Annotated in this window: 19 protein-coding genes; 16 read left to right on the forward strand and 3 right to left on the reverse strand. The window is 65.4% G+C overall.

Annotation, left to right across the window (positions count from 1 at the left end; translation table 11 throughout):
• The first annotated feature begins 56 nt into the window (after positions 1 to 56).
• The 8 genes from M1M07_RS13270 (at position 57) to M1M07_RS13305 (ending at position 10,972) form a co-directional block, all read left to right on the forward strand.
• A complete protein-coding gene (locus M1M07_RS13270; protein WP_143533434.1) occupies positions 57 to 839 on the forward strand; it encodes an enoyl-CoA hydratase/isomerase family protein in 783 nt (260 codons plus the stop codon).
• A 1-nt stretch (position 840) separates the two neighbouring features.
• Entirely contained in the window at positions 841 to 2,031 is a 1,191-nt protein-coding gene (locus tag M1M07_RS13275; RefSeq protein ID WP_248674475.1) for an acyl-CoA dehydrogenase family protein, read from the forward strand.
• A gap of 243 nt (positions 2,032 to 2,274) precedes the next feature.
• Entirely contained in the window at positions 2,275 to 3,789 is a 1,515-nt protein-coding gene (locus tag M1M07_RS13280; protein WP_248674477.1) for a class I adenylate-forming enzyme family protein, read from the forward strand.
• Positions 3,790 to 3,829: 40 nt separating this feature from the next.
• Entirely contained in the window at positions 3,830 to 4,984 is a 1,155-nt protein-coding gene (locus M1M07_RS13285) for a thiolase family protein (RefSeq protein WP_248674515.1), read from the forward strand.
• 14 nt (positions 4,985 to 4,998) lie between these two features.
• Positions 4,999 to 5,796, forward strand: coding sequence for a crotonase/enoyl-CoA hydratase family protein (locus M1M07_RS13290; RefSeq protein WP_248674479.1), 798 nt, complete (start codon positions 4,999 to 5,001; stop codon positions 5,794 to 5,796).
• Between the two features lie 184 nt (positions 5,797 to 5,980).
• Positions 5,981 to 8,260 (forward strand): CoA transferase, encoded by a 2,280-nt coding sequence (locus tag M1M07_RS13295; RefSeq protein ID WP_248674480.1) that lies wholly within the window; start codon positions 5,981 to 5,983, stop codon positions 8,258 to 8,260.
• An 18-nt stretch (positions 8,261 to 8,278) separates the two neighbouring features.
• Positions 8,279 to 9,304, forward strand: coding sequence for a DUF2889 domain-containing protein (locus M1M07_RS13300; protein ID WP_248674481.1), 1,026 nt, complete (start codon positions 8,279 to 8,281; stop codon positions 9,302 to 9,304).
• Positions 9,305 to 9,421: 117 nt separating this feature from the next.
• Positions 9,422 to 10,972, forward strand: coding sequence for an ABC transporter substrate-binding protein (locus M1M07_RS13305; RefSeq protein WP_248674482.1), 1,551 nt, complete (start codon positions 9,422 to 9,424; stop codon positions 10,970 to 10,972).
• A 236-nt stretch (positions 10,973 to 11,208) separates the two neighbouring features.
• Here M1M07_RS13305 and M1M07_RS13310 read toward each other — a convergent pair whose 3' ends face one another.
• Together M1M07_RS13310 and M1M07_RS13315 are read right to left on the reverse strand one after the other, a co-directional pair.
• Positions 11,209 to 11,418, reverse strand: a complete 210-nt coding sequence (locus M1M07_RS13310; RefSeq protein WP_085470506.1) for a hypothetical protein — start codon at positions 11,416 to 11,418, stop codon at positions 11,209 to 11,211.
• Positions 11,419 to 11,502: 84 nt separating this feature from the next.
• Positions 11,503 to 12,669 carry an amidohydrolase family protein gene (locus M1M07_RS13315; protein WP_085470507.1) on the reverse strand — a complete coding sequence of 389 codons (1,167 nt, stop codon included), beginning with the start codon at positions 12,667 to 12,669 and terminating at the stop codon, positions 11,503 to 11,505.
• 227 nt (positions 12,670 to 12,896) lie between these two features.
• On the opposite strand from M1M07_RS13315, the gene M1M07_RS13320 reads away from it, so the two are divergent.
• Complete coding sequence (locus M1M07_RS13320) at positions 12,897 to 13,439, forward strand: helix-turn-helix domain-containing protein (protein ID WP_179161850.1); 543 nt, start codon at positions 12,897 to 12,899, stop codon at positions 13,437 to 13,439.
• 63 nt (positions 13,440 to 13,502) lie between these two features.
• On the opposite strand, the gene M1M07_RS13325 is transcribed toward M1M07_RS13320, so the two are convergent.
• Entirely contained in the window at positions 13,503 to 14,558 is a 1,056-nt protein-coding gene (locus M1M07_RS13325) for an acyl-CoA dehydrogenase family protein (RefSeq protein ID WP_248674483.1), read from the reverse strand.
• A 127-nt stretch (positions 14,559 to 14,685) separates the two neighbouring features.
• Between M1M07_RS13325 and M1M07_RS13330 the strand changes: the two genes are divergently transcribed.
• The 7 genes from M1M07_RS13330 to M1M07_RS13360 all read left to right on the forward strand — a co-directional run bounded on the left by M1M07_RS13330 (position 14,686) and on the right by M1M07_RS13360 (position 19,719).
• The gene (locus M1M07_RS13330) at positions 14,686 to 15,339 is read left to right on the forward strand and encodes a PaaI family thioesterase (protein ID WP_228525475.1); all 654 of its coding nucleotides are present in this window, start codon (positions 14,686 to 14,688) and stop codon (positions 15,337 to 15,339) included.
• Positions 15,336 to 16,103 carry an enoyl-CoA hydratase-related protein gene (locus M1M07_RS13335; protein WP_248674487.1) on the forward strand — a complete coding sequence of 256 codons (768 nt, stop codon included), beginning with the start codon at positions 15,336 to 15,338 and terminating at the stop codon, positions 16,101 to 16,103. The genes M1M07_RS13330 and M1M07_RS13335 overlap by 4 nt, the downstream gene beginning before the upstream one ends.
• 64 nt (positions 16,104 to 16,167) lie before the next feature.
• Positions 16,168 to 16,947 carry an enoyl-CoA hydratase/isomerase family protein gene (locus M1M07_RS13340; RefSeq protein ID WP_248674489.1) on the forward strand — a complete coding sequence of 260 codons (780 nt, stop codon included), beginning with the start codon at positions 16,168 to 16,170 and terminating at the stop codon, positions 16,945 to 16,947.
• Between the two features lie 37 nt (positions 16,948 to 16,984).
• A complete protein-coding gene (locus tag M1M07_RS13345) occupies positions 16,985 to 17,806 on the forward strand; it encodes an acyl-CoA thioesterase II (RefSeq protein WP_085470511.1) in 822 nt (273 codons plus the stop codon).
• Positions 17,807 to 17,816: 10 nt separating this feature from the next.
• Complete coding sequence (locus tag M1M07_RS13350) at positions 17,817 to 18,422, forward strand: PaaI family thioesterase (protein WP_248674490.1); 606 nt, start codon at positions 17,817 to 17,819, stop codon at positions 18,420 to 18,422.
• Positions 18,419 to 19,036, forward strand: a complete 618-nt coding sequence (locus tag M1M07_RS13355; protein ID WP_248674491.1) for a PaaI family thioesterase — start codon at positions 18,419 to 18,421, stop codon at positions 19,034 to 19,036. The genes M1M07_RS13350 and M1M07_RS13355 overlap by 4 nt, the downstream gene beginning before the upstream one ends.
• A 29-nt stretch (positions 19,037 to 19,065) precedes the next feature.
• A complete protein-coding gene (locus tag M1M07_RS13360; protein ID WP_248674492.1) occupies positions 19,066 to 19,719 on the forward strand; it encodes a hotdog domain-containing protein in 654 nt (217 codons plus the stop codon).
• The last annotated feature ends 29 nt before the right edge of the window (positions 19,720 to 19,748 follow it).

A 19,748-nucleotide genomic window follows, 5' to 3' on the forward strand; every position in this document is an offset into this window, starting at 1 on the left:
TGGATGACTTAGTAATATTTGTCAGGGCGCCACGCCCGTACTTTCCAGGAGGAACTGTGGACCTGAGCAGCTTGACCACAGTGATTGCAGAGCTGAAAGACCACGTTCTGACGATCACGCTCGATCGGCCCGACAAACTGAACTCGTTCACCGACACGATGCGGGCAGAATTCGCTGCGCTGTGGGCCTACGCGCGCGAGGAAGACGATGTTCACGTCATGGTGCTCCGGGCGAACGGGGAACGCGCCTTTTCTACGGGCGTGGACGTGAAGGAGGGCACGTTCCTGTCCGACAACGTCTTCATGCGTCGCGATCCGGGTATCGATCTCTCGCCCAAGCACAACGGATGCTGGAAGCCGCTGATCTGTGCGGTGCACGGTATGGCGGCGGGCGGTGCGCTCTACTGGCTGAACGAGGCCGACATCATCATCGCGAGCGACGACGCCCAGTTCTTCGATCCGCACGTGTCGTACGGCATGGTTGCTGCGCTCGAGCCGATCGGCCTCGCGCATCGGATCCCGATCGGGGAGGTGCTGCGCATGGTTCTGCTGGGGCTCGACGAGCGGATGTCGGCCAAGCGGGCACTGGAGATCGGGTTCATCAGCGAGATCGTGACCCGGGACAGCTTGTGGGACCGCGCGCAGGAACTCGCAGAGCGCATCGCCGCCAAGCCTCCGGCCGCGATTCAGGGCAGCATCCGGGCCATCTGGGAGTCCAAGGACTCCGGCCGGTCCGCAGCTCTCGCAACCGGTATGTACTACACCGACCTGGGCAATCCGATCGGCAAGGCTCAGGTCGTCCGCTCAGAGGTGCCGACCCGCAAGTACGAGGTGCGCTGACATGGAATACGGAATGACTCCGGAACTCGAGAAGTTCCGTGCCGAGGTAAGCGAATTCGTCGCGGCCAACAAGCCGGCGATCGCCGTCAAAGCGGGGGTGCGCAGCGCGGAAGACGCGGAGGACCTCGCTCTGCTCAAGGAGTGGACCGGAAAGCTGTTCGCGGCCGGGTACGTCGGCGCCGACTGGCCCGAACGGTACGGCGGCAAGGGCTCTGCGCATTCGTCGGAGAAGGACGTCGTCGTCGGCGAGGAACTCGCGCGCGGCCGCGCGCCGGCCGCCATTCAGGGTGCCGCGCATCTCGTCTCGCACGCCCTGATCGATTTCGGCACGGAGGAGCAGCGGCAGAAGTACCTGCCGGGCATTCGCTCGGGTGAGCTCATCTTCTGCCAGCTCTTCAGCGAGCCGAGCTCGGGGAGCGACCTCGCGTCGCTGCGCACCAAGGCTGTTCCCACCGAAGATGGCGGGTTCCGGGTCACCGGCCAGAAGGTGTGGACGACCAACGGACATTGGGCCGACTACGGCTACCTGCTCGCACGGACCGATCCGGATGCACCGAAGCACAGGGGCATCAGCGCATTCATCGTCGACATGCGGCTGCCGGGTGTCGAGGTACGACCGCTGCGGGAGATGACCGGAACATCGGACTTCAACGAGGTGTTCCTCGACAACGTCGAGCTCGGACCCGACGCGTTGATCGGTGAGGTCAACCGGGGATGGGGAATTGCGAATTCGAGTCTCGGGCACGAGCGCAGCGGCGTGGCTACGAGCGCGGTACGGCTGCAGCAGAACGTCGAGGCGCTGAAGGATCTCGCCAAGAACGTGACGCGGAACGGACGTCCGGCCATCGAGGACGGTGCCGTGCAGGATCGGATCGGCGAGCTGTCGGCGGCGGTCACTGCGCTCTCGGCGATGGTGTACGCGAACATCAGCCGGTGGTCGCGCAAGACCGAGCGACCGTACGACGCCCCGATGGCCAAGCTGATGTTCAGCGAACTCGGCGTCGACATCGCCCGTTTCGCTCTCGAGCTTTCCGGTGAAGCCGGGATTCTCGTCGAAGGAGACTCGAACGCGGTCGACCGCGGGCGGTGGCAGGACGAGTTCCTGTACGCGCGCGCCTACACGATCGCCGGTGGCAGCTCGGAGATCATGCGCAACCTCATTGCCGAGCGTGGGCTGGCGATGCCCCGTTGAGCTGCGGCACAGGAGCGGGGAGGATCCACGGATCCTCCCCGTTTCGTCTTTGCGGGCAGGGCGCAGGATTCAGGCGCGGACACGGCATCAAACGCAATTGACCTAGTTAACTATGTGATCTATCTTTATTTCAAGGCGTTCTACTCGATGCCGCCGAAGGGCGGTTGGCGGGAGCGTCACGAAACCGGTACCGATGCAGGAAGAACGCGGATTTTTCCCGTCGGCAGAAGTGGGAGGCATCGAATGACGGGTATCAGGGAAGCGTTGGGCTTGCTCTGGTCGGCATCCGACGACGCGAAAATGGTTCAACAGGGCAAGACGTGGTCCACGTGGGGTGAGGTACGTTCGCTCGCCGAGAAGGTCGACGCCGAACTCACGCGCGTCGGTTGCAGCGAGGGCGCGCGCATCGGCGTGGTGCTGGGAAATCGGGTGGAGTCCGTTGCGTCTCTGATCGCGATCCTCGGTAAGGGCCGCACGATCATCACGCTCAACCCCATGCAGCCCCCGGCTCGCGTGACAGCGGACGTGGTGGCGTCGCTGCCGCAGGTCGTGCTCGCCCCGAAGAGCATGTGGGACGAAAACGATTTCGAGGTCACGCTGGCCGAGGCCGGAATCGTCGGCTTCGCGGTCGACGGCCTCGATGTCGTGCAGCGCGCGGGTGGCCCCGAGGTCGCCATCGAAGCTCCCAAAGATGTTTCCGACCCCGTGGCGGTCGAAATGTTCACTTCGGGCACCACCGGGCCGCCCAAGAGAATCCCGCTGACCTGGCGTCAGCTCGAGGCCGCTCTCGATGCAGTCCACAGCCACACCGGTAAGGGTGGCGGCCAGCGGGAACCGCTTACCGGGCGTGTATCGCTCGTGTCGCTCGCGATGGTCCACATCGGTGGACTGTGGGGCGTCATCCAGGCCCTCGCCGAGGCGCGTCCGATCGTTCTGCTTCCTCGCTTCACCGTCGAGGGATGGGTCGAGGCCGTGTACGAGCACCAGCTGCGCGTTGCCGGCCTTCCGCCCGCCGCGATGCGCTCTGTGCTCAGTGCGGAGGTGCCGAAGGAGAAGCTTTCGAGCCTGCGCGCGGTGACAGCAGGCACCACCTTCGTCAGTCCCGACCTGGCCGACGAATTCACCGAGCGCTACGGCATCCCCGTGATGATCATGTACGGCGCCACCGAGTTCGGCGGTGCCGTCGCCGGATGGACCAAGCCGCTCATCGGTGAATGGTGGACGCGCAAGCGTGGCAGCGTCGGTCGTCCCTTCCCCGGAGTGAAGATGCGGGCTGTGGACGAGAACGGTGAAGTGCTGCCCATCGGCACGACCGGCCGCCTGGAGGTGTGCTCGAGCCAAACGGGCACCGGAACCAACCAGTGGGTGCGCACCAGCGACCTCGCTCATCTCGACGAGGACAACTTCCTGTACATCGACGGCCGCGCCGACGACGCGATCATCCGCGGCGGTTTCAAGGTGCAGCCCGAGACCGTGTGCAACGCACTTCGTGCCCATGCTTCGGTGCTCGATGCCTCCGTATACGGCAGGGCCGACGAGCGGCTCGGTCAGGTGCCCGTCGCCGTGATCGAACTGGCCGAAGGCGCAGCCCCCGTCGACGAGGCCGAACTCAAGGAGTTCGTCCGCAACCAGCTGACCGGCTACGAAGTGCCGGTCACGATTCACACAGTGGACGCCCTGCCTCGCAGCGTGTCCCTCAAGGTCGACAGGCGGCGACTGCTCGAGATGGTCGCCGAACTCGAATCCACGCGGGTCTGACCCCGTAGCCGCTGACAAAGCGCTGACAAAGAAGGAACGCATCATGACTGCAGTAATCGTGGAGGCCGTGCGCACGCCGGTCGGTAAGCGTAACGGCGGCCTGTCCGGCATTCACCCGGTCGACCTGTCCGCTGTCGTGCTCAACGCGCTCGTCGAGCGTGCGGGCATCGACCCGGGCGTCGTCGAGGACGTCATCTGGGGCTGCGTCCAGCAGGTCGGCGAACAGTCCCAGGACATCGCCCGTACCGCCCTGCTCGCGGCCGGATGGCCCGAGACCGTCCCGGGCGTCACGATCGACCGCCAGTGCGGTTCGTCGCAGCAGGCATTGAATTTCGCTGTCGCGAGTGTCGAGGCCGGTCACTACGACGTCGTCGTCGCCGGTGGTGTCGAATCGATGTCGCGAGTGCCGATGGGCTCGTCCGTGCAGGTCGCAGGCAAGCCCTTCAGCCAGGCGTTCCTCGACCGTTACGACGGCACCGTACCGAACCAGGGCGTCGGGGCCGAGATGATCGCCGAGAAGTGGGGCATGAGCCGCACGGAGGTCGACGAGTTCTCCGCTCGCTCGCACGAACTGGCTGCCGCCGCACAGGACGCCGGTCTGTTCGACGCCCAGATCGTGCCCGTTACAACCCCCGACGGCACGGTGATCTCGAAGGACGAGGGTATCCGTCGCGGTACTTCGGTCGAGACCCTGGCCAAGCTCAAGCCGGTGTTCAAGGAGGACGGTGTCATCCACGCCGGTAACGCCTCGCAGATCTCCGACGGAGCGTCGGCCCTGCTCATCATGAGCGAGGAGGCCGCCGCAAAGTACGGTCTGACGCCGATCGCGAAGATCCATACCGCGAGCGTCATCGGCGCCGACCCGGTGATCATGCTTACCGCGCCGATCCCGGCGACTGCCAAGGCTCTCGAGAAGTCGGGCCTGAGCGTCGACGACATCGGCGTCTTCGAGGTCAACGAGGCGTTCGCGCCGGTGCCCCTCGCATGGTTGAAGGAGATCGGGGCGGATCCCGAGCGCCTCAACCCCAACGGCGGCGCGATCGCCCTCGGTCATCCGCTCGGTGGATCCGGTGGACGCATTCTCACCGACATGATTTATCACATGCGCCGCAACAAGATTCGTTATGGCCTTCAGACGATGTGCGAGGGCGGCGGTCAGGCCAACGCCACGATCCTCGAACTCGTCGAGAGCTGAGAAGGGAACAGGTGATGAACCAGACCACCCAGGTAGGCGCGCTCGTCGAGCGTGTCGGCAACGTCATGGTGATCACGATCAACCGGCCCGAGGCCCGCAACGCGGTGAACTCGTCGGTGAGCATCGGAGTCGGCGGAGCCCTCGAGGAAGCCGCCAACGATCCGGAGGTGCGCGCGATCGTCATCACCGGTGCCGGCGACAAGTCGTTCTGCGCCGGCGCCGACCTCAAGGCGATCTCGCGTGGCGAAGGTCTGCATGCGCCCGGTCACGAGGACTGGGGCTTCGCGGGCTTCGTCAAGCACTACGTCGACAAGCCCACGATCGCTGCCGTCAACGGCACCGCGCTCGGCGGCGGTACCGAACTGGCGCTGTCGGCGGATCTCATCGTGGCCGCCGAGAACGCGACGTTCGGTCTGCCCGAGGTCAAACGTGGTCTGATCGCCGGCGCCGGCGGTGTGTTCCGGCTTCCGGCTCAGATCCCGCAGCGTCTCGCGATGGAGATGATCTTCACGGGAGATCCGATCACCGCGGCGCGCGCTCTCGAGGTCGGCCTGATCAATCAGGTTGCACCGGAGGGTAAGTCGGTCGAGGTTGCGATCGAGCTGGCGGAGCGCATCGCCGTCAACGCTCCGTTGTCGGTGCAGGCCAGCAAGCGTGTCGCCTACGGCGTCGTCGATGGTCAGCGTGCCGAGGAGGACGCTCGGTGGGCACTGTCCGCCGCCGAGTGGGATCGCCTCGCTCTCAGTGAGGACGCGAAGGAAGGACCGCTCGCGTTCGCCGAGAAGCGCGAGCCGGTCTGGAAGGCGCGCTGACGCGCATTGTCCGGTAGAGCCGCAATCGCAGCCCGGGTCGCCCGCGAGGGGCGGCTCGGGCTGTGTTCTTTCTACTAAGGTTACTAAGTAGAACTTGTGGGTTGTCATGTACTAGTGTCGTGGTAGGCGTCACATCCGTGGTCGACTTCCGGCAGGCGTCGTCCAGAAGAAAGGCAGAAGAACCATGACCGATCGGATTCTCGACGGGATACGCATCGTCGAACTCGCCTCCGGACTGGCTGTTCCGGTTGCGTCGCGGATGCTCGCGGAAGCGGGTGCAGACGTCATCAAAATCGAACCGCCCCAAGGTGATCCGCTTCGTTCGCGCGTTGCTTTCGCATCCTGGAACCGCAGCAAGCGCAGCGTGGTCCTCGACATCACCACCGACGACGACCGTGCGAAGCTGGCTGATCTGCTCGATACGGCCGATGTCTTCGTTCACGAGTTCACCCCGTCGCGCGCTGCCGAACTCGGTCTCGACGATGTGGCGCTGCGGGTGCGCCATCCCCATCTCATCGTCTCCTCGGTCACCGGGTACCCCGTCGACCACCCCGACCGCGACCGCCCCGCCCACGACCTGCTCGTGCAGGCCCGCTCCGGTTTGATGGGCGAACTCTGGGGTTACCGTGAGGGCCCGATCGCCATGCGCTTCCCGCTGCCGAGCTGGGCCGCAGCGTCCCTCGCCGCGGCCGGCATCGTGGCGCGCCTCATCCAGCGAGACGGCACCGGCAGGATCGGTGCGGTGCACACCTCGCTCCTCCAGGGCATGCTCAACACGGCTTCGCTCGCCTGGAACAACGCCGAGAATCCGATCCCGGCACTGATTCTCAACAAGTACGAGGCGCCCCCGCAGCTCGCGATGTACCAGTGCAGCGACGGTGTGTGGCTGCAGATGATGAACCCCGGCGAGCGGATCGACGTGAGCGCCATCCCGCTCGTCCAAGAAGTGGCCGCGGAGCTGGGCGTCGGCCTGACCGACCTGTCCAGAAACGCGAGCGACGATCTGCGCACCGTCATCGCGCAACGGCCGAGCCTCGAGTGGCTGCCCGTTTTCCGGGCGGCGGATCTTGCGATCGAACCGGCGTTGGCCATGGGGGAGCTGTTGCGAGATCCGCAGGTGACGGCCAACGGTTACGTCGTCGAGGTCGACGATCCGACCCACGGAAGGACGATCCAGGCCGGCAGCCCGTTCGGAATCGAGCCAGCATGCGCCGTCACGCGCCCCGCACCGCTACTCGGCGAGCACACCGACGAGGTCTTCGCCGAACTCGGATCCTCGCGAGCCGACTCCGACGTCCGTGCGGACGAGCCTGCCGATCCGCGGCCGCTCGCGGGTCTGAAGGTCCTCGACCTCGGATCCTTCCTCGCGGGGCCGATGGCCCCGATGTTGATGGCCGACCTGGGTGCCGAAGTCATCAAGGTCGAACCCGTCGTCGGCGACCGGCTCCGGTACAAGCCCGCCTACTGGGAGGCGTGCTCTCGCAACAAGCGTTCCCTCGCTGTGGACCTGACCACCGCACAGGGCCAGGAGGTGCTGCGCAAGCTCGTCGGATGGGCCGACGTGGTCCATCACAACCAGCGGCCCAAGGCTTCCGCCAAACTCGGTATCGACGAAGCGGGGTTGCGCGCGATCAAACCCGACGTCGTCGTCGGCTACGTGACGAGCTACGGAGAGAAAGGCGATCGCGCCGACAGTCCCGGCTTCGACTCGATCTTCCAGGCTCTCGCCGGCTGGGAGGTCGAGAACGGCGGCACCGGAAATCCTCCGCAGTTCTCCCGGTTCGGGGTCCTCGATGTCCAGACCGCGCTCGGCTCGCTCGTCGGAACACTGCTCGCCGTGTACTACAAGCAACGCACCGGGCGCGGCACCAAGGTATCAGGATCGCTGCTTGCGGCAGCCACCGCGACGCAGAGCGAGACACTGATCCGACTCGCCGACAACAGTATCGCCGAGTACCCGCGGTTCGATGCAACGCAAACCGGTTTCGGGCCGGGTCGCCGTATCTACGAGGTCGCCGACGGGTGGATCGCGGTAGTCGCCGAGACCGACGGCCAGCTCGCGGCGTTGCGTTCGATAGCGGGTGCAGCCGATGACGACGGGATCGAAGCGGGTCTCGCGGTGTTCGAATCCGAGAAACTACTGGTCGAACTCGGGTCCGCCGGCATTGCGGCCGAGCCGGTTCGCGAGGAATACAGCTTCGAGTTCTTCGACGACGAAGCGAACCGCACCGGACAGCTCATCGCGTCCTACGACCACGCTCACTTCGGTCGCATGGAGCAACCCGGTGCCTACTGGAACTTCGACGACATCACGTTGAAGTTCGATCGTGCAGCGCCGGTGATCGGCCAGCACACCCGAGAGATCCTCACCGAACTCGGCTACCGAGACGACGACATCGATGCGATGTACGCCGATCGTGTGGCCGGGGGACCGTCGGTGCCGAAGTTCTGGGAACACGAGTAGACAGCAGAGGACACCTTCATGGCAGTCGACATCCCGTTCGGACTTGTGGCACGCGGCCCGTCCGGCGCTGCCCCGGCGCGTCGCCCCGGTTCGATACGCCGCACCTCGACGATCGACATGCGCTGGCCCGGTGGGCCGGGAACGCAGTTGCGTCTTACCGGCAGGGCGCGGGATCTACTGACGCCACACGACGGAAGCGATCCGGTCGTGGTCGCCGAGGACACCATGACGGTCGGGGTGAACTCGGCGACCCGGACCATCGAGGACATCGCGGTCGATCCACCGCGACCCGCGGCGACCGGCATGATCGGCGCACGAGGAGGCGGCAGCTCGCGCACGGTACTTGCCGAGACGCTGCCCGACGAGGCCGAGGCCGGAACCCCGCTGTATCTCATGCTCGACGACATCGCGGGTGCGTCGCTCGTTGCGGGATTCGCCTACTCCCGCTGGATGCCGAGGGAACAGATGCTGGCAGCAGTGGGAAACGGTCCGCGCCGCAGTATGGAGGGGATTTGCACCGGGTTTCAGCCGGGCTCGGGAGCGTTGATGCCGGACGGATCCTCGCAGTGGAATCACCGGGTGCAGACGGTCGGGCCACTGCCCCGTGAGGACGATCCGCTCGGATGGCACGAGCTCGACGAGATCACCGAGATCTCGATGCGGCGTGCTCGACGTATCGACGTGACCATCGGTGACGTCATCGAAATCGACTCGATGTTCCAGGATTCGTCGACGGTGCCGGAGGGTGGCCGTGTCGCAGTGCACGAGTATCTGGTGAGGGCGACCGCAGACTCGGTCACGGGGGAGTTGTTGTCGATCGCGGCCGATCCTCGTGTCCTGCCGTACGAGGAGTGCCCGCTTGCGTCCCTGTCGGTCGACCGGATCGTCGGAACACAGCTTCGCGAGTTGAGAGCTGTTGTGCTGGAGGTTTTTCCGGGCACTGCGGGGTGCACCCATCTCAACGACGCGATGCGGGCGATGGCGGAGGTGCCCCTGCTCGTCGACGTTCTTCGGGCGAGAGGGAACGGCTCATCCACAACGTAGTAATACAAGTGCTATACGTTTACTAAGAATGATGTTAGCCTGAACGCATTCCGGCTCTGGGCTGTTGCCTTCGAGGTCCGGAGAGAATTCCGTGTTCCCTGCAAGAAAGGCCGAATCATGTTTCGACGGCGCACTCTTCGTGCAGCTGCCGCTCTCGCTGCAGTAGGGTTGCTCGCGGCCTGCGGCTCCACCGACTCCGGCTCCGCCGGCTCGGGGACCCCCAATGTCGAAGGCACGCTGAGCACCGGTTGGACGACCGCCATCACCAGCCTCGACCCGCACATGGCCACCAGCGAGATTGCGTCGTTCCGCTTCGGGCTCAACGAAATCTATGACCGGCTGTTCACCGTGAAGGCGGACGGCACCGTCGACGGAATGCTCGTCGAGGACTACACCTACTCCGAAGACGGCCTGGGTCTGATTCTCGACCTGCGTGAAGATGTCACGTTCCGCGACGGCGCCCCCCTCGACGCCGCAGTGGTCAAGGCCAACCTGGACCGGGCGCGCACCCTCGACAGCCCGTCCGTGAAGTCGCGGATGGCTCCGGTCGTCGACGTTGCAGTCACGGCCCCGTACCAGGTCACGCTGAAACTGGCCGAGCCGACCGACACCATCCCGTACGTCCTGGCCGAGATGTCCGGCTTCATCATGCACCCGGACTTGATCGCCAACGGTAATCCGGCGACGGAAACCAACGGTTCGGGTGCCTACTCGGTCGAAAGCTTCGCTCCCGGCGAGCAGCTGACCCTCGTCCGCGACCGGACCGACTACTGGGACACCGACGCCGCCCAGCTCGCGAAGATCGAGTACAAGGCCATCGCCGACACTCAGGCCTTCACCAACGCGATGGCCGGTGGTCAGATCGAGCTCGGCCAGTTCCTGCCGGGCACGGTGACCGCCATCGACGGGCGCAACGGACTTACGACCGTCGACGTGCCCACCGGCATCGGCGTCGAGTTGTTCTTGAATCGCAACGTCGCCCCGCTCGACGACGTGAAGGTCCGTCAGGCGATCAACCACGCATACAACCGCGAGGAAATCGTCGAAGCCCTGTATCCGGGATCGGAAGCGCGCTACCAGTACTCGCGTGTGGGCCTCCCGGGTTACGACGCATCGCTCGAGGAGACCTACAGCTACGATCCGGAGAAGGCGAAGAAGCTGCTCGCCGACGCCGGCCACCCGGACGGCATCGATCTGGGTGAAGTCATCATCGTCAACGTCATCACCCCCGGTGTGGCGGACGTGCTGCAGGAGCAGTTCTCTCAGGCGGGGATCAAGATCACGCCGATCGTGAAGGACGGTCTCGAGGGCCCGACGTCGTTCGGCCGTGGTGAGGCTTCGGCCCTGCTGCACTACTCCCCGCTCGGTACCAGCTTCACGTCCGGCTCCGGCTATCGCTGGGGACCCCGCCTCAATCCCGCCGGTGTCACGCCGGAGTACGAGAAGATGCTCTCCGAGGCAACCGATCCGCGTCGTTCGCCGGAGGAACGAGAAGCGTCCGCCGTTGCCCTCAACGACTACCTCGTCGACGAAGCGTGGGGCGCGCCGCTGGTGTGGATCACCTATCCGTGGGTGATGAGCGACAAGGTCGGCAACTTCACCACCGACATGGACTACGCCACGACAACCGGTCCGTTCGACCTGCGGTACCTGACCGTCTCCGAATAGAAGCACCGCCAGACCTCACCAGGGCGCGGGTCGCAGCACGTCGACGCGGTCGTCGTAACACTCCCGACGGAGTACTACGACGACCGCGTCCTTTTGCCGTCGGGGGGAGCGCGCATCGACCGAAGTATTCCGTGCTGTGGAAATACGATGGTGCCGTGGGAAAAATGGAAACGCTCGACCGGAATCCCGGTCGAGCGTTTCGTACGATCCGTCCCCTCTTGCAAGAGGGGAACCGATCAGTTGCTGTCGGTCTCGACGGTGTGGGCGCGGGCCAGAGCCAGGCCCTCGTCGCGGGTCGGGACGGTGGTGTGCCACCGGCCGCACGTGCAGAAAGCGATGTAGTGGTCATCCTTCGGCAGAACCGCCTGGGCATCGCAGTACCCGGAGGACTCGGCCATCGAGGAGACGAACTCGCCCGGCAGATCGTAGAGAACGCTGTCGCTCATCGGAGTGCTCTTTCAGGAGATGAAGTGATCCGGCCGGCCCGCACGAATCTCGATGCGGACCGGCCGAGGGGTCGCTGGAAGCCGTCAGACCGAGGCGGTCGCGGGCTTTTCCGTGCCTGGGGCAGGGAGCTTCGGAGCGTGCGGGAACAGCTCTTCGAACGTGCCGTGCATGATCCGGTCCTTGACCTTCTGGTCGACGTTGTCGAACAGGTTGTGCAGAGTCACCTGGGTGTGACCGTAAGTGCCCTCCATGTGCGGGTAGTCGCTACCCCACATCACGTTGTTGTAGCCCATGCCGGTCATGGCAGCGACGGCCGACTCGTCGTGCTGGAACGATGCGTACACCTGGGAGTAGATGATCTCCTTCGGGGTGCGCTTGAGCTTGGGCCGCACGGCCATCGAGTGCTGGCGGTAGCCCTCCTCCATGCGGTCGGCGACGAACGGCACCCAGGTTGCGCCACCTTCGGAGACGAGGACCTTCAGGTTGGGGTGACGATCGAGGGCGCCCGAAGCGACGAGCTTCATCACGGCGCGCTGGCCGCCGAAGGTGGTCTCGGTGTAGTTGAGAACCGCGCCGCCGGGGCCGCGGTAGGTGGCGCCGGGAGCGCCTCCGGTGGTGAAGTCGATGGGCTCGGTGCCGATGTGGAACGCGATGACCATGCCGATGTCCTCGGCGAGGGCCCAGAAGGGCTCCCACTCGTCGCGGTTGTAGTCCTTCTGGAGGGGATGCGGATTGACCGGCATGAAGACGGCCTTGTAGCCGATCTCGCCGCAGCGCTTGAGCTCGACGCAGGCGTCCTCGATCGACAGGGTCGAGACCTGGGCGGTGGGGATCAGGCGCGGCGAGTAGTCCATGATCGTTTCCTTGGCCCAGTCGTTGGACACGCGCAGTGCCTCACGCAGGACCTTCGGGGTACGGAACGAGCTGGACCACATACCGAGCGACGGAAAGATGAGCTCGGTCCAGATTCCCTCTTCGTCGAGGTCCTTCAGGCGAAGCTCGACGTTGCCGGCACCGGGCGCGCGATGACTGGCGGCATAGAACTCTTCCTGAGAGATGCTGGGGAGGCGACGGCGGAACGCCTGGCCGTCGACGAAGACTGTCTCCCACTTGCCGTCGGGATCCTTTTCCGAGCGGGGTACGAGTTCGGCCAGGTCCTTGGGCAGGCGTGCGCGCCACAGGTCGTCGGGCTCGAGGAAGTGCGAATCACCGGAATTGGCCCACAGCTTGACGGACACTTCGGTCTCCATTCGTTCGTGCGGATTGTGGCGAGGGGATGAGTGCTCAGTGCGTTTCCGCTGGCACACGCCATGTTGGTAGAAATTCTAGAATCCCATTTTAGGATGTACAGTGATTATGGCCACGCCGAGGGACGGAAGTCAACCCCACGCGGGGTAGCAACGGAGGAATGATGCTGCAGAGCAAGGGACGCACACGCGCCCGTACGTGGACGAGTACGTCCGCGACCAAAGAGAAGGTGCTCGACGCGGCCGTCGAGGTCTTCGGCGAACGCGGATTCACCGCGGCGACCATGGCAGAGATCGTCGAGCGCTCGGGTGTCAGCGTCGGCAGCATCTACCATCATTTCGGCGGGAAGTCCGAGGTGTTCAACGCGATCTGGGAGGACTTCGTCGCCTTGCTGCGCGGTCGCGTCGACGAAGTTGTTCAGGCAGCTCGCCAGGGTGGGGAGGTGGACGGCTTCGAATTGTTCGTCCTCGGAACCCGCGAATACCTCTGGCTGATATGGGAAAACAGAGTGCAGGCCCGGGTCATTGCGATGGGAGACACCCCGCCCGGATTCGACGCACAGCGCCGCCGGGCCAGCAGGGTAGGCGGCGACAGCGAGATCGCGATACTCGGCCTCGGACCCACCCGCAGGGAGCGGCTGTTCGGCGATTTCCTTATCGCAATGCGCAACGAAACCACCATCGCGCTGTTCGGAACCGAAACGGAACACGAGGCCGAGGCGTTGATCGCCGAAACGGAAAAGTATTTTCGCAGACTCGCCGCCGACGTCTGAGCGCGCAGGAAGGGCGGGCGTCGGTCGTTCGGAACCGCTGCCCGCCCTTTCTTGTGCCTGCGATCAGGCGGCGGCGAGCCGCCGGCGGTGATAAGAGACCGATCCATCGAGGAGTTCGTCGACCTTGATTCGGCGGATCAGCAAGTGCACATCATGTTCCCACGTGAAGCCGATGCCACCGTGAACCTGCAGGGCGGTCTGCGCGGTCGAGCTGGCGCCGTCGCCGGTGAAGGCTGCTGCAGCGGACACCGCACGGGTGCGGGTGTCCGCATCGTCGCCGTCGAGCGCGACAGCGGCGGCCCACAAGGCCGCGCGCGCGGCTTCGACCGACAGTGCCATGTTCGCGCAGTGGTGCTTGATCGCCTGGAAACTCGCGATCGGCTGATCGAACTGGGTGCGCTGCCCGGCGTATTCGACCGTCATGTCGACGAGACGGGCCGCCGCGCCGAGTGCGTCCATGGCGCGGAATGTCGCGAGTGCGTCGTGTACGAACGTAACGGTGCCGGGCTGCAGTGCCGACCACGTTCCTTCTTCGAGGGTGAGGTCGACGTCGGCGACCGACCAGGACCGGGTCAGATCGAGTGTGTCGAGGGTGCGGATGGAGACTGCGTCGACGGGCACCACCGCGGCTGCTTCGGCGCCGGTGTCGGTGGTGGCTACGAACAGGATGCTGTGGGCGTCGATCAGACCGGTGACCGGAGCTGTCGTGCCGCTCAGTCGAAGTTGTCCGCCGTCGATCTGCGCGTGCACGGCGGGATTTTCGAGGGAGGCGAGCGCCGGGACGACGAGTTCGGCGCCCGATTCGGTGGCTCCGAAAGCCGGGTGATCGAGTTGTTCGAGCAGGCGTGCCGCGATCGCGAGTTCTGCGACGGGCAGCGGGCTACCTGCGCGGCCGTGCTCTTCGACGAGTACGGCGAGGTCCACATGGGTGCCACCCATGTCCGAGGTGAGCAGTCCGATCAGGCCGGACTCGGCGAGATGCCGCACACCTGCAGGGGTGGTGCGCGCGGGGCCGTCGTCGATTCCCGGTCGTCGCGCGGCGATCGGATCGTTCTTGGTGAGCCAGGCGCGTTCGGCCTTGGCGAGGGCTTCTTGTTCGTCGCTCAGCGCGAAGTCCATGACACTCCTCCAACGTCGTGTTTGTTGACGTAGTTAACCATGTCACCTACGTTTTGGGTAGCGCTCGAGGCTCGTCTCCTGGAATTCTAGGTTCGGATCGAGCAGTCATACGAGCACGGAGGTACACATGTCCCAGGATCACCCCGACGCGGCAGTCGAGAGTTCCGGCGTCGGAGGTGGCTGGAGTTCGGTGAGCCACCGCGGGTTCGACGCCGGAGTCCACCGTGAGCAGCCCGGCCCGTACGACGCCATGATCGCCACCGCCCGCGCCATGCTCGACGACCTGGCGGGAGCGAACCCGCCCCTCGATGTCGTCGAGAAGATCGCAGGCCACTTCGCCGACGTGCAGACGTTGGTCGCCGACCACCAGGTTTCCGAACGTCGCCGTCCCTTCGGGCACCTCGACGTACCGGGACGCGCGCAGTGCATGTCACCGGCGCTCCGGATGCACCGGTGGGAACGTGATGGCGTCGACGGCGTCGTCACGTTCGGCAAGTACTACCTCGGGGGAAACGGCGCGGCACACGGCGGCACGATCCCGCTGATGTTCGACGAGGTGCTCGGCCGGCTCGCCAGTACCGATCGCACGCCGTGCCGGACGGCCTACCTGCACGTGGACTTCCGCTCGATCACACCGATCGACGCGGAACTCACCGTCACCGGTTGGTTCGAACGCGAGGAAGGCCGCAAGCGTTTCCTGCGCGCCGAACTTCGCCACGGCGACGTTCTGTGTGCCGAAGCCGAGGGCCTGTTCATCGAACTCAAGCCGGGACAGCCGTGACGGACGCCGGGACACCATTGGTCGAGGTCTCGCGTGAGGGCCGCGTGCTGGTCGTCGAGATGCGGCGCAGCGCCAAGCGGAACGCGGTCGACCGGGCTCTGGCCGATGAGCTCGATGCCGCATTGACGCAGCTCGACGAGGACGACGATCTGTGGGCCGGCGTCCTTGCTGCGGACGGCCCGGTGTTCAGTGCCGGCAGCGACCTCGGCGCCGGTGGTGACTACCACACCGAACGCGGCGGTGAATACGGGATCATCCGACGTCCCCGGACCAAGCCGCTCATCGCGGCGGTGGACGGGCCGGCACTCGGCGGTGGTTTCGAGATCGTCCTCGCGTGCGATCTCGTCGTCGCGTCCGACGCGGCTGTCTTCGGTCTCCCGGAGGTTGCGCGCGGGCTCGTACCCACCTGCGCCGGGCTGTTTCGCGCGCCGCGATCGTTGCCGCTCAACCTCGCGCGCGAACTGGTCCTCACCGGTGATCCCATTTCTGCATCGCGCGCGTATGCGGCGGGCTTCGTCAACGTCCTGGCACCTGTGGGTGAGGCGAAGTCGGCGGCAGTGCGCCTTGCGAAGCGGATCTGCAAGAACGCTCCCGTTGCCGTGCGGGCGTCGCTTGCCGTCGTCAACGAGATGGCCTCCGCCGACGATGCGGCCGGGTGGGAGATCACCGGCACCGCAATGCGTGCGATCGCCGGCTCCGCGGACGCCGCCGAAGGTGTGCGTGCGTTCTTCGAGAAGCGTTCCCCAGAGTGGACGGGCCGCTAGACGCCCACCACATACATAACGTAGTAAACTACGTTTACGTCATCCGATCTGAGGGAGCTTATCCGTGGAAACATTGAAGGTGGAACGCCACGACGGTGTCGTGACGGTGACCATGTCACGCCGGGAGAAGAAGAATGCTGCGAACGAAACGATGTGGCGTGAGCTCGCCGAGACGTTCACGGCCGTCGAGCGCAACGATCAGGACCGCGTTCTCGTCCTCACCGGTGCCGGTGGCGACTTCTGCTCCGGAGCCGACCTCGCAGGGATGCGCGAGGACGCCCTCCGGTACATGGCCGACGCCGGTGAAGCTGCTCGTACCCTGCACGCCTTGACGATCCCCACCATTGCCAAGGTCGACGGCGTCGCCGTCGGTGCAGGCTGGAACCTTGCGCTCGGTTGTGATCTCGTGGTCGCCACGGACCGCGCTCGGTTCTCCCAGATCTTCGTTCGCCGGGCGCTGTCGGTGGACATGGGCGGATCGTGGCTGCTGCCCAAACTCGTCGGCATCCAGAAGGCCAAAGAGATCGCATTCTTCGGCGACATGTACTCGGCCGCCGAAGCAGCCGAGTTGGGTCTCGTCACACGCCTCGTGACAGCCGACGAACTCGACGACACGGTCGATGCGATGGCTCGCCGCCTCGTCGACGGACCCGCGCAGGCATTGTCTCTGGCCAAGCAACTACTCGATGCGAGCGCCGAAGGCGGCGGCATGGAAGCAGCGCTGCGCCGGGAAGCTCACGCTCAGGCGAACAACATCAACGGTGACGACGCCAAGGAAGCCAAGGCCGCCTTCCTCGAGAAGCGAGCACCGGTCTTCCGCCCCGGCGCAGCGGCAGCTGTATAGCAGGATTCGCCGAGTGCTCCAGGCTGAAGGGCAGTCCATGACCGATGTCGACACCGGTACACCCGATGCTGGTGACCTGACGACACTGAACGATATCTTGAGGATCGAACAACTCGACGGGGATCTGTTCCGTGCCTTACCGGTCCATCACGACGGTAGGCCTCTGTTCGGTGGACAGATCGCGGCCCAATGCCTGCTCGCATGCGGCGCTACGGTTCCGGAAGGCCGCCATCCGCATTCGCTGCACGGCTACTTTCTGCGGCGTGGAGATTCCGCGCAGCCCGTGGTCTATCGAGTGGACCGCGACCGTGACGGTCGCAGCTACTCCGCACGTCGCGTCGTCGCGCTGCAAGGTGGTGAAGTCCTCTTCAGTATGGCGGCGTCGTTCCGCCTCGGTACGGACGGCGCCGAACTGGACGGCGAGCCGCCCGCACCGATGCCGCCACCCGAGGAATGCCGCGCTATCCCGAGTGGATTGCCCCTCGAAGCACGAGTCGACACGTGGCCGAACCGCACCCAATTCTTCCCCACGAGATTTCACGTCCGCCCGGTGGGGAAGTTGCCCGCGGGAGACGTACTCGTGCACGCGGCTGCGTTGACGTACATGTCGGACTTCTCGGCGGGACTTCCGAGGCTCCTCGGTGGGGAGGTCCTCGGACCCAGCCTCGATCATGCTCTGTGGTTTCACGATGTCCCGAACTGGGACGGGTGGCTCCGTGTCGACTACGAACCGGGTACCGCAGGTGGCAAGCGCGGCTGGTATTCCGGGGCGATCCGCGACGAGGCGGGCCGCCGTATCGCAAGTCTCGCACAGGAAATGGTCTACTTCGACGACGACTCCGTCGCTACGGCGGAATGAAGGGAATACGATGAGCGAGGTCGATTCGGGACCCGGCGTTCCGCTCGCCGCCGAGGTCGCCGCCCAGGCGGTCCGCCGGCTCACCTCTGCGATACTCGATGCCCGGGCGCGTGGCGTATCGAATCCCGATGTCTCGGAGAAAATCTCGGCACTTGCAGATCGACTGGAGGCGGTCGCGGCCCACCCGCACGAGTGCGTCACCGGAGAAATCGGAACGCAGGTCGGCGTGCTCGAGCGCAGTCCCGTGAGCGGTCCGAAGAATCCTGTCGCCGTGCCGCTTCGCTTCGAGCGGTGCGAGGACGGATCGTCGCTGGCGCACGCGGAGTTCCCCCGGCAGTACCAGGGTCCGCCCGGGATCGTGCACGGCGGTATCTCGGGTCTCGTGCTCGACGTCGCCATGGCGGTCGCGAACCGCACGGCCGGTCCCGCCGGAATGACCGCAGAGATGACGCTGCGCTACCTGCGGCCGACACCCCTGCATACGGAAGTGACAGTGCGCGGGCGACATCTGCGGGCCGAAGGACGCAAGGTCTGGTCGCAGGGAACGTTCGAAGTGGACGGCGAGCCGACCGTGGTCTGCGACGCACTGTTCATCACGAAGGAGCCCGTCCAGTGACCATCGTCGAAAACCTCTCGCGGCCGGTCTCGGACGTGGAACGCGAATACGCCGCCGCCCTCGAACGCGATGCCGCGCAGCTGCGCCGAATCGTGGATCTGCTCCAGCGTGTCGATGTCGACGATCCGCTGCTTCTCGACGTTGCCGAGAAGCTCGATGTCCTCTCCGAACATCTGGAGAATCCGATCGACACGGTGACCGAAACGATCCGCAACCCCGGTTGGCGGCACGACCCGGTCAGTGGAGTCGAGAATGCGATCGCGCCCCCGATCGTCCTCGAGGCCGGCCCCGGCGGAACCGTAACGGCAGAAGTCGAATTCGGACTCCCGTATCAGGGCCCCAACTCCTTTGTGCACGGCGGTATCTCGGCAATGGTCATGGACCACGTGCTCAGTGCGGCTACCGCGCCGCAAGCCGGTGTCATCTTCACCGCGCAGCTCACTGTTCGGTACCACCGCCCCCTGCCGCTGTTCGTGCCACTGACGATTGCGGCTCGACTCAGGGAGCGTGAGGGACGCAAGATCTGGGCCACCGGGGAGATTGTCGTCGACGGGAAGGTTGCAGTGTCGGCCGAAGGGTTGTTCATCGAGCCGCGCCCGAAAGCCGTGCAGTAAACGTTCGGGTCGGCCGATCAGGAGGCGATATGGTCACGTGGGAGATTCCGGGTTCTCGGAAAGAGCTGTCGCGCTATTACACCGGTGCAGAGACCTATCTGACGGCTGTCCCTGGTGAGTCTCCGCTCGACGACACCGCGAGCCAGCTCCGCCGCATCGTCGAGGCGCTCTCCCTCACGAAACCCGGCGCCGCGCACATACCGCTGACGACCGAGCGACTCCGCGACCTCGCCGACGAACTCGAACGACACACCGAACCGCCCACGGATCGCTTGCTCGGGATGTGGGAGGGTGACGGCGTCGTCCGGCACGATCCGGTCACCGGACCGGAGAACACGCTCGCCCCACCGCTCGTCATGCACGTCGCGCAGGACGGATGGGTCGAAGGGGAAGTGACTCTGGGCCTGCCGTACCAGGGACCACCTGCTGCGGTTCACGGAGGCATCTGTGCCGCACTGCTCGACGCCGCCCTCGCCGTCGCCAACCATCGCGCCGGAAACAACGGCATGACCGCGAAACTCGAGATCAGTTACCGGCGTCCCACTCCGCTGTACCAGCCCATCACGGTGCGCGCGAAGCAGTTGAGGCACGAGGGCCGCAAACGGTTCACGGTGGGGGAAATCGTCGTAGACGGTGAGATCAGCGCCGCCGCGGAAGGGTTGTTCATCGCTCGGCGCAGCTGAATGCTGCCGAACCATCAGTAGGAGGCAAC

The organism is Rhodococcus sp. HM1 (assembly GCF_023218075.1).
In the GTDB taxonomy this organism is placed as follows: domain Bacteria; phylum Actinomycetota; class Actinomycetes; order Mycobacteriales; family Mycobacteriaceae; genus Rhodococcus.

Bases quoted from the DNA above. Each gene is read 5' to 3' on its own strand.
- M1M07_RS13275 (WP_248674475.1), top strand. From the start codon at position 841: ATGGAATACGGAATGACTCCGGAACTCGAGAAGTTCCGTGCCGAGGTA.
- M1M07_RS13280 (WP_248674477.1), top strand. From the start codon at position 2,275: ATGACGGGTATCAGGGAAGCGTTGGGCTTGCTCTGGTCGGCATCCGAC.
- M1M07_RS13290 (WP_248674479.1), top strand. From the start codon at position 4,999: ATGAACCAGACCACCCAGGTAGGCGCGCTCGTCGAGCGTGTCGGCAAC.
- M1M07_RS13295 (WP_248674480.1), top strand. From the start codon at position 5,981: ATGACCGATCGGATTCTCGACGGGATACGCATCGTCGAACTCGCCTCC.
- M1M07_RS13300 (WP_248674481.1), top strand. From the start codon at position 8,279: ATGGCAGTCGACATCCCGTTCGGACTTGTGGCACGCGGCCCGTCCGGC.
- M1M07_RS13305 (WP_248674482.1), top strand. From the start codon at position 9,422: ATGTTTCGACGGCGCACTCTTCGTGCAGCTGCCGCTCTCGCTGCAGTA.
- M1M07_RS13310 (WP_085470506.1), bottom strand. From the start codon at position 11,418: ATGAGCGACAGCGTTCTCTACGATCTGCCGGGCGAGTTCGTCTCCTCG.
- M1M07_RS13315 (WP_085470507.1), bottom strand. From the start codon at position 12,669: ATGGAGACCGAAGTGTCCGTCAAGCTGTGGGCCAATTCCGGTGATTCG.
- M1M07_RS13325 (WP_248674483.1), bottom strand. From the start codon at position 14,558: ATGGACTTCGCGCTGAGCGACGAACAAGAAGCCCTCGCCAAGGCCGAA.
- M1M07_RS13330 (WP_228525475.1), top strand. From the start codon at position 14,686: ATGTCCCAGGATCACCCCGACGCGGCAGTCGAGAGTTCCGGCGTCGGA.
- M1M07_RS13345 (WP_085470511.1), top strand. From the start codon at position 16,985: ATGACCGATGTCGACACCGGTACACCCGATGCTGGTGACCTGACGACA.
- M1M07_RS13350 (WP_248674490.1), top strand. From the start codon at position 17,817: ATGAGCGAGGTCGATTCGGGACCCGGCGTTCCGCTCGCCGCCGAGGTC.
- M1M07_RS13360 (WP_248674492.1), top strand. From the start codon at position 19,066: ATGGTCACGTGGGAGATTCCGGGTTCTCGGAAAGAGCTGTCGCGCTAT.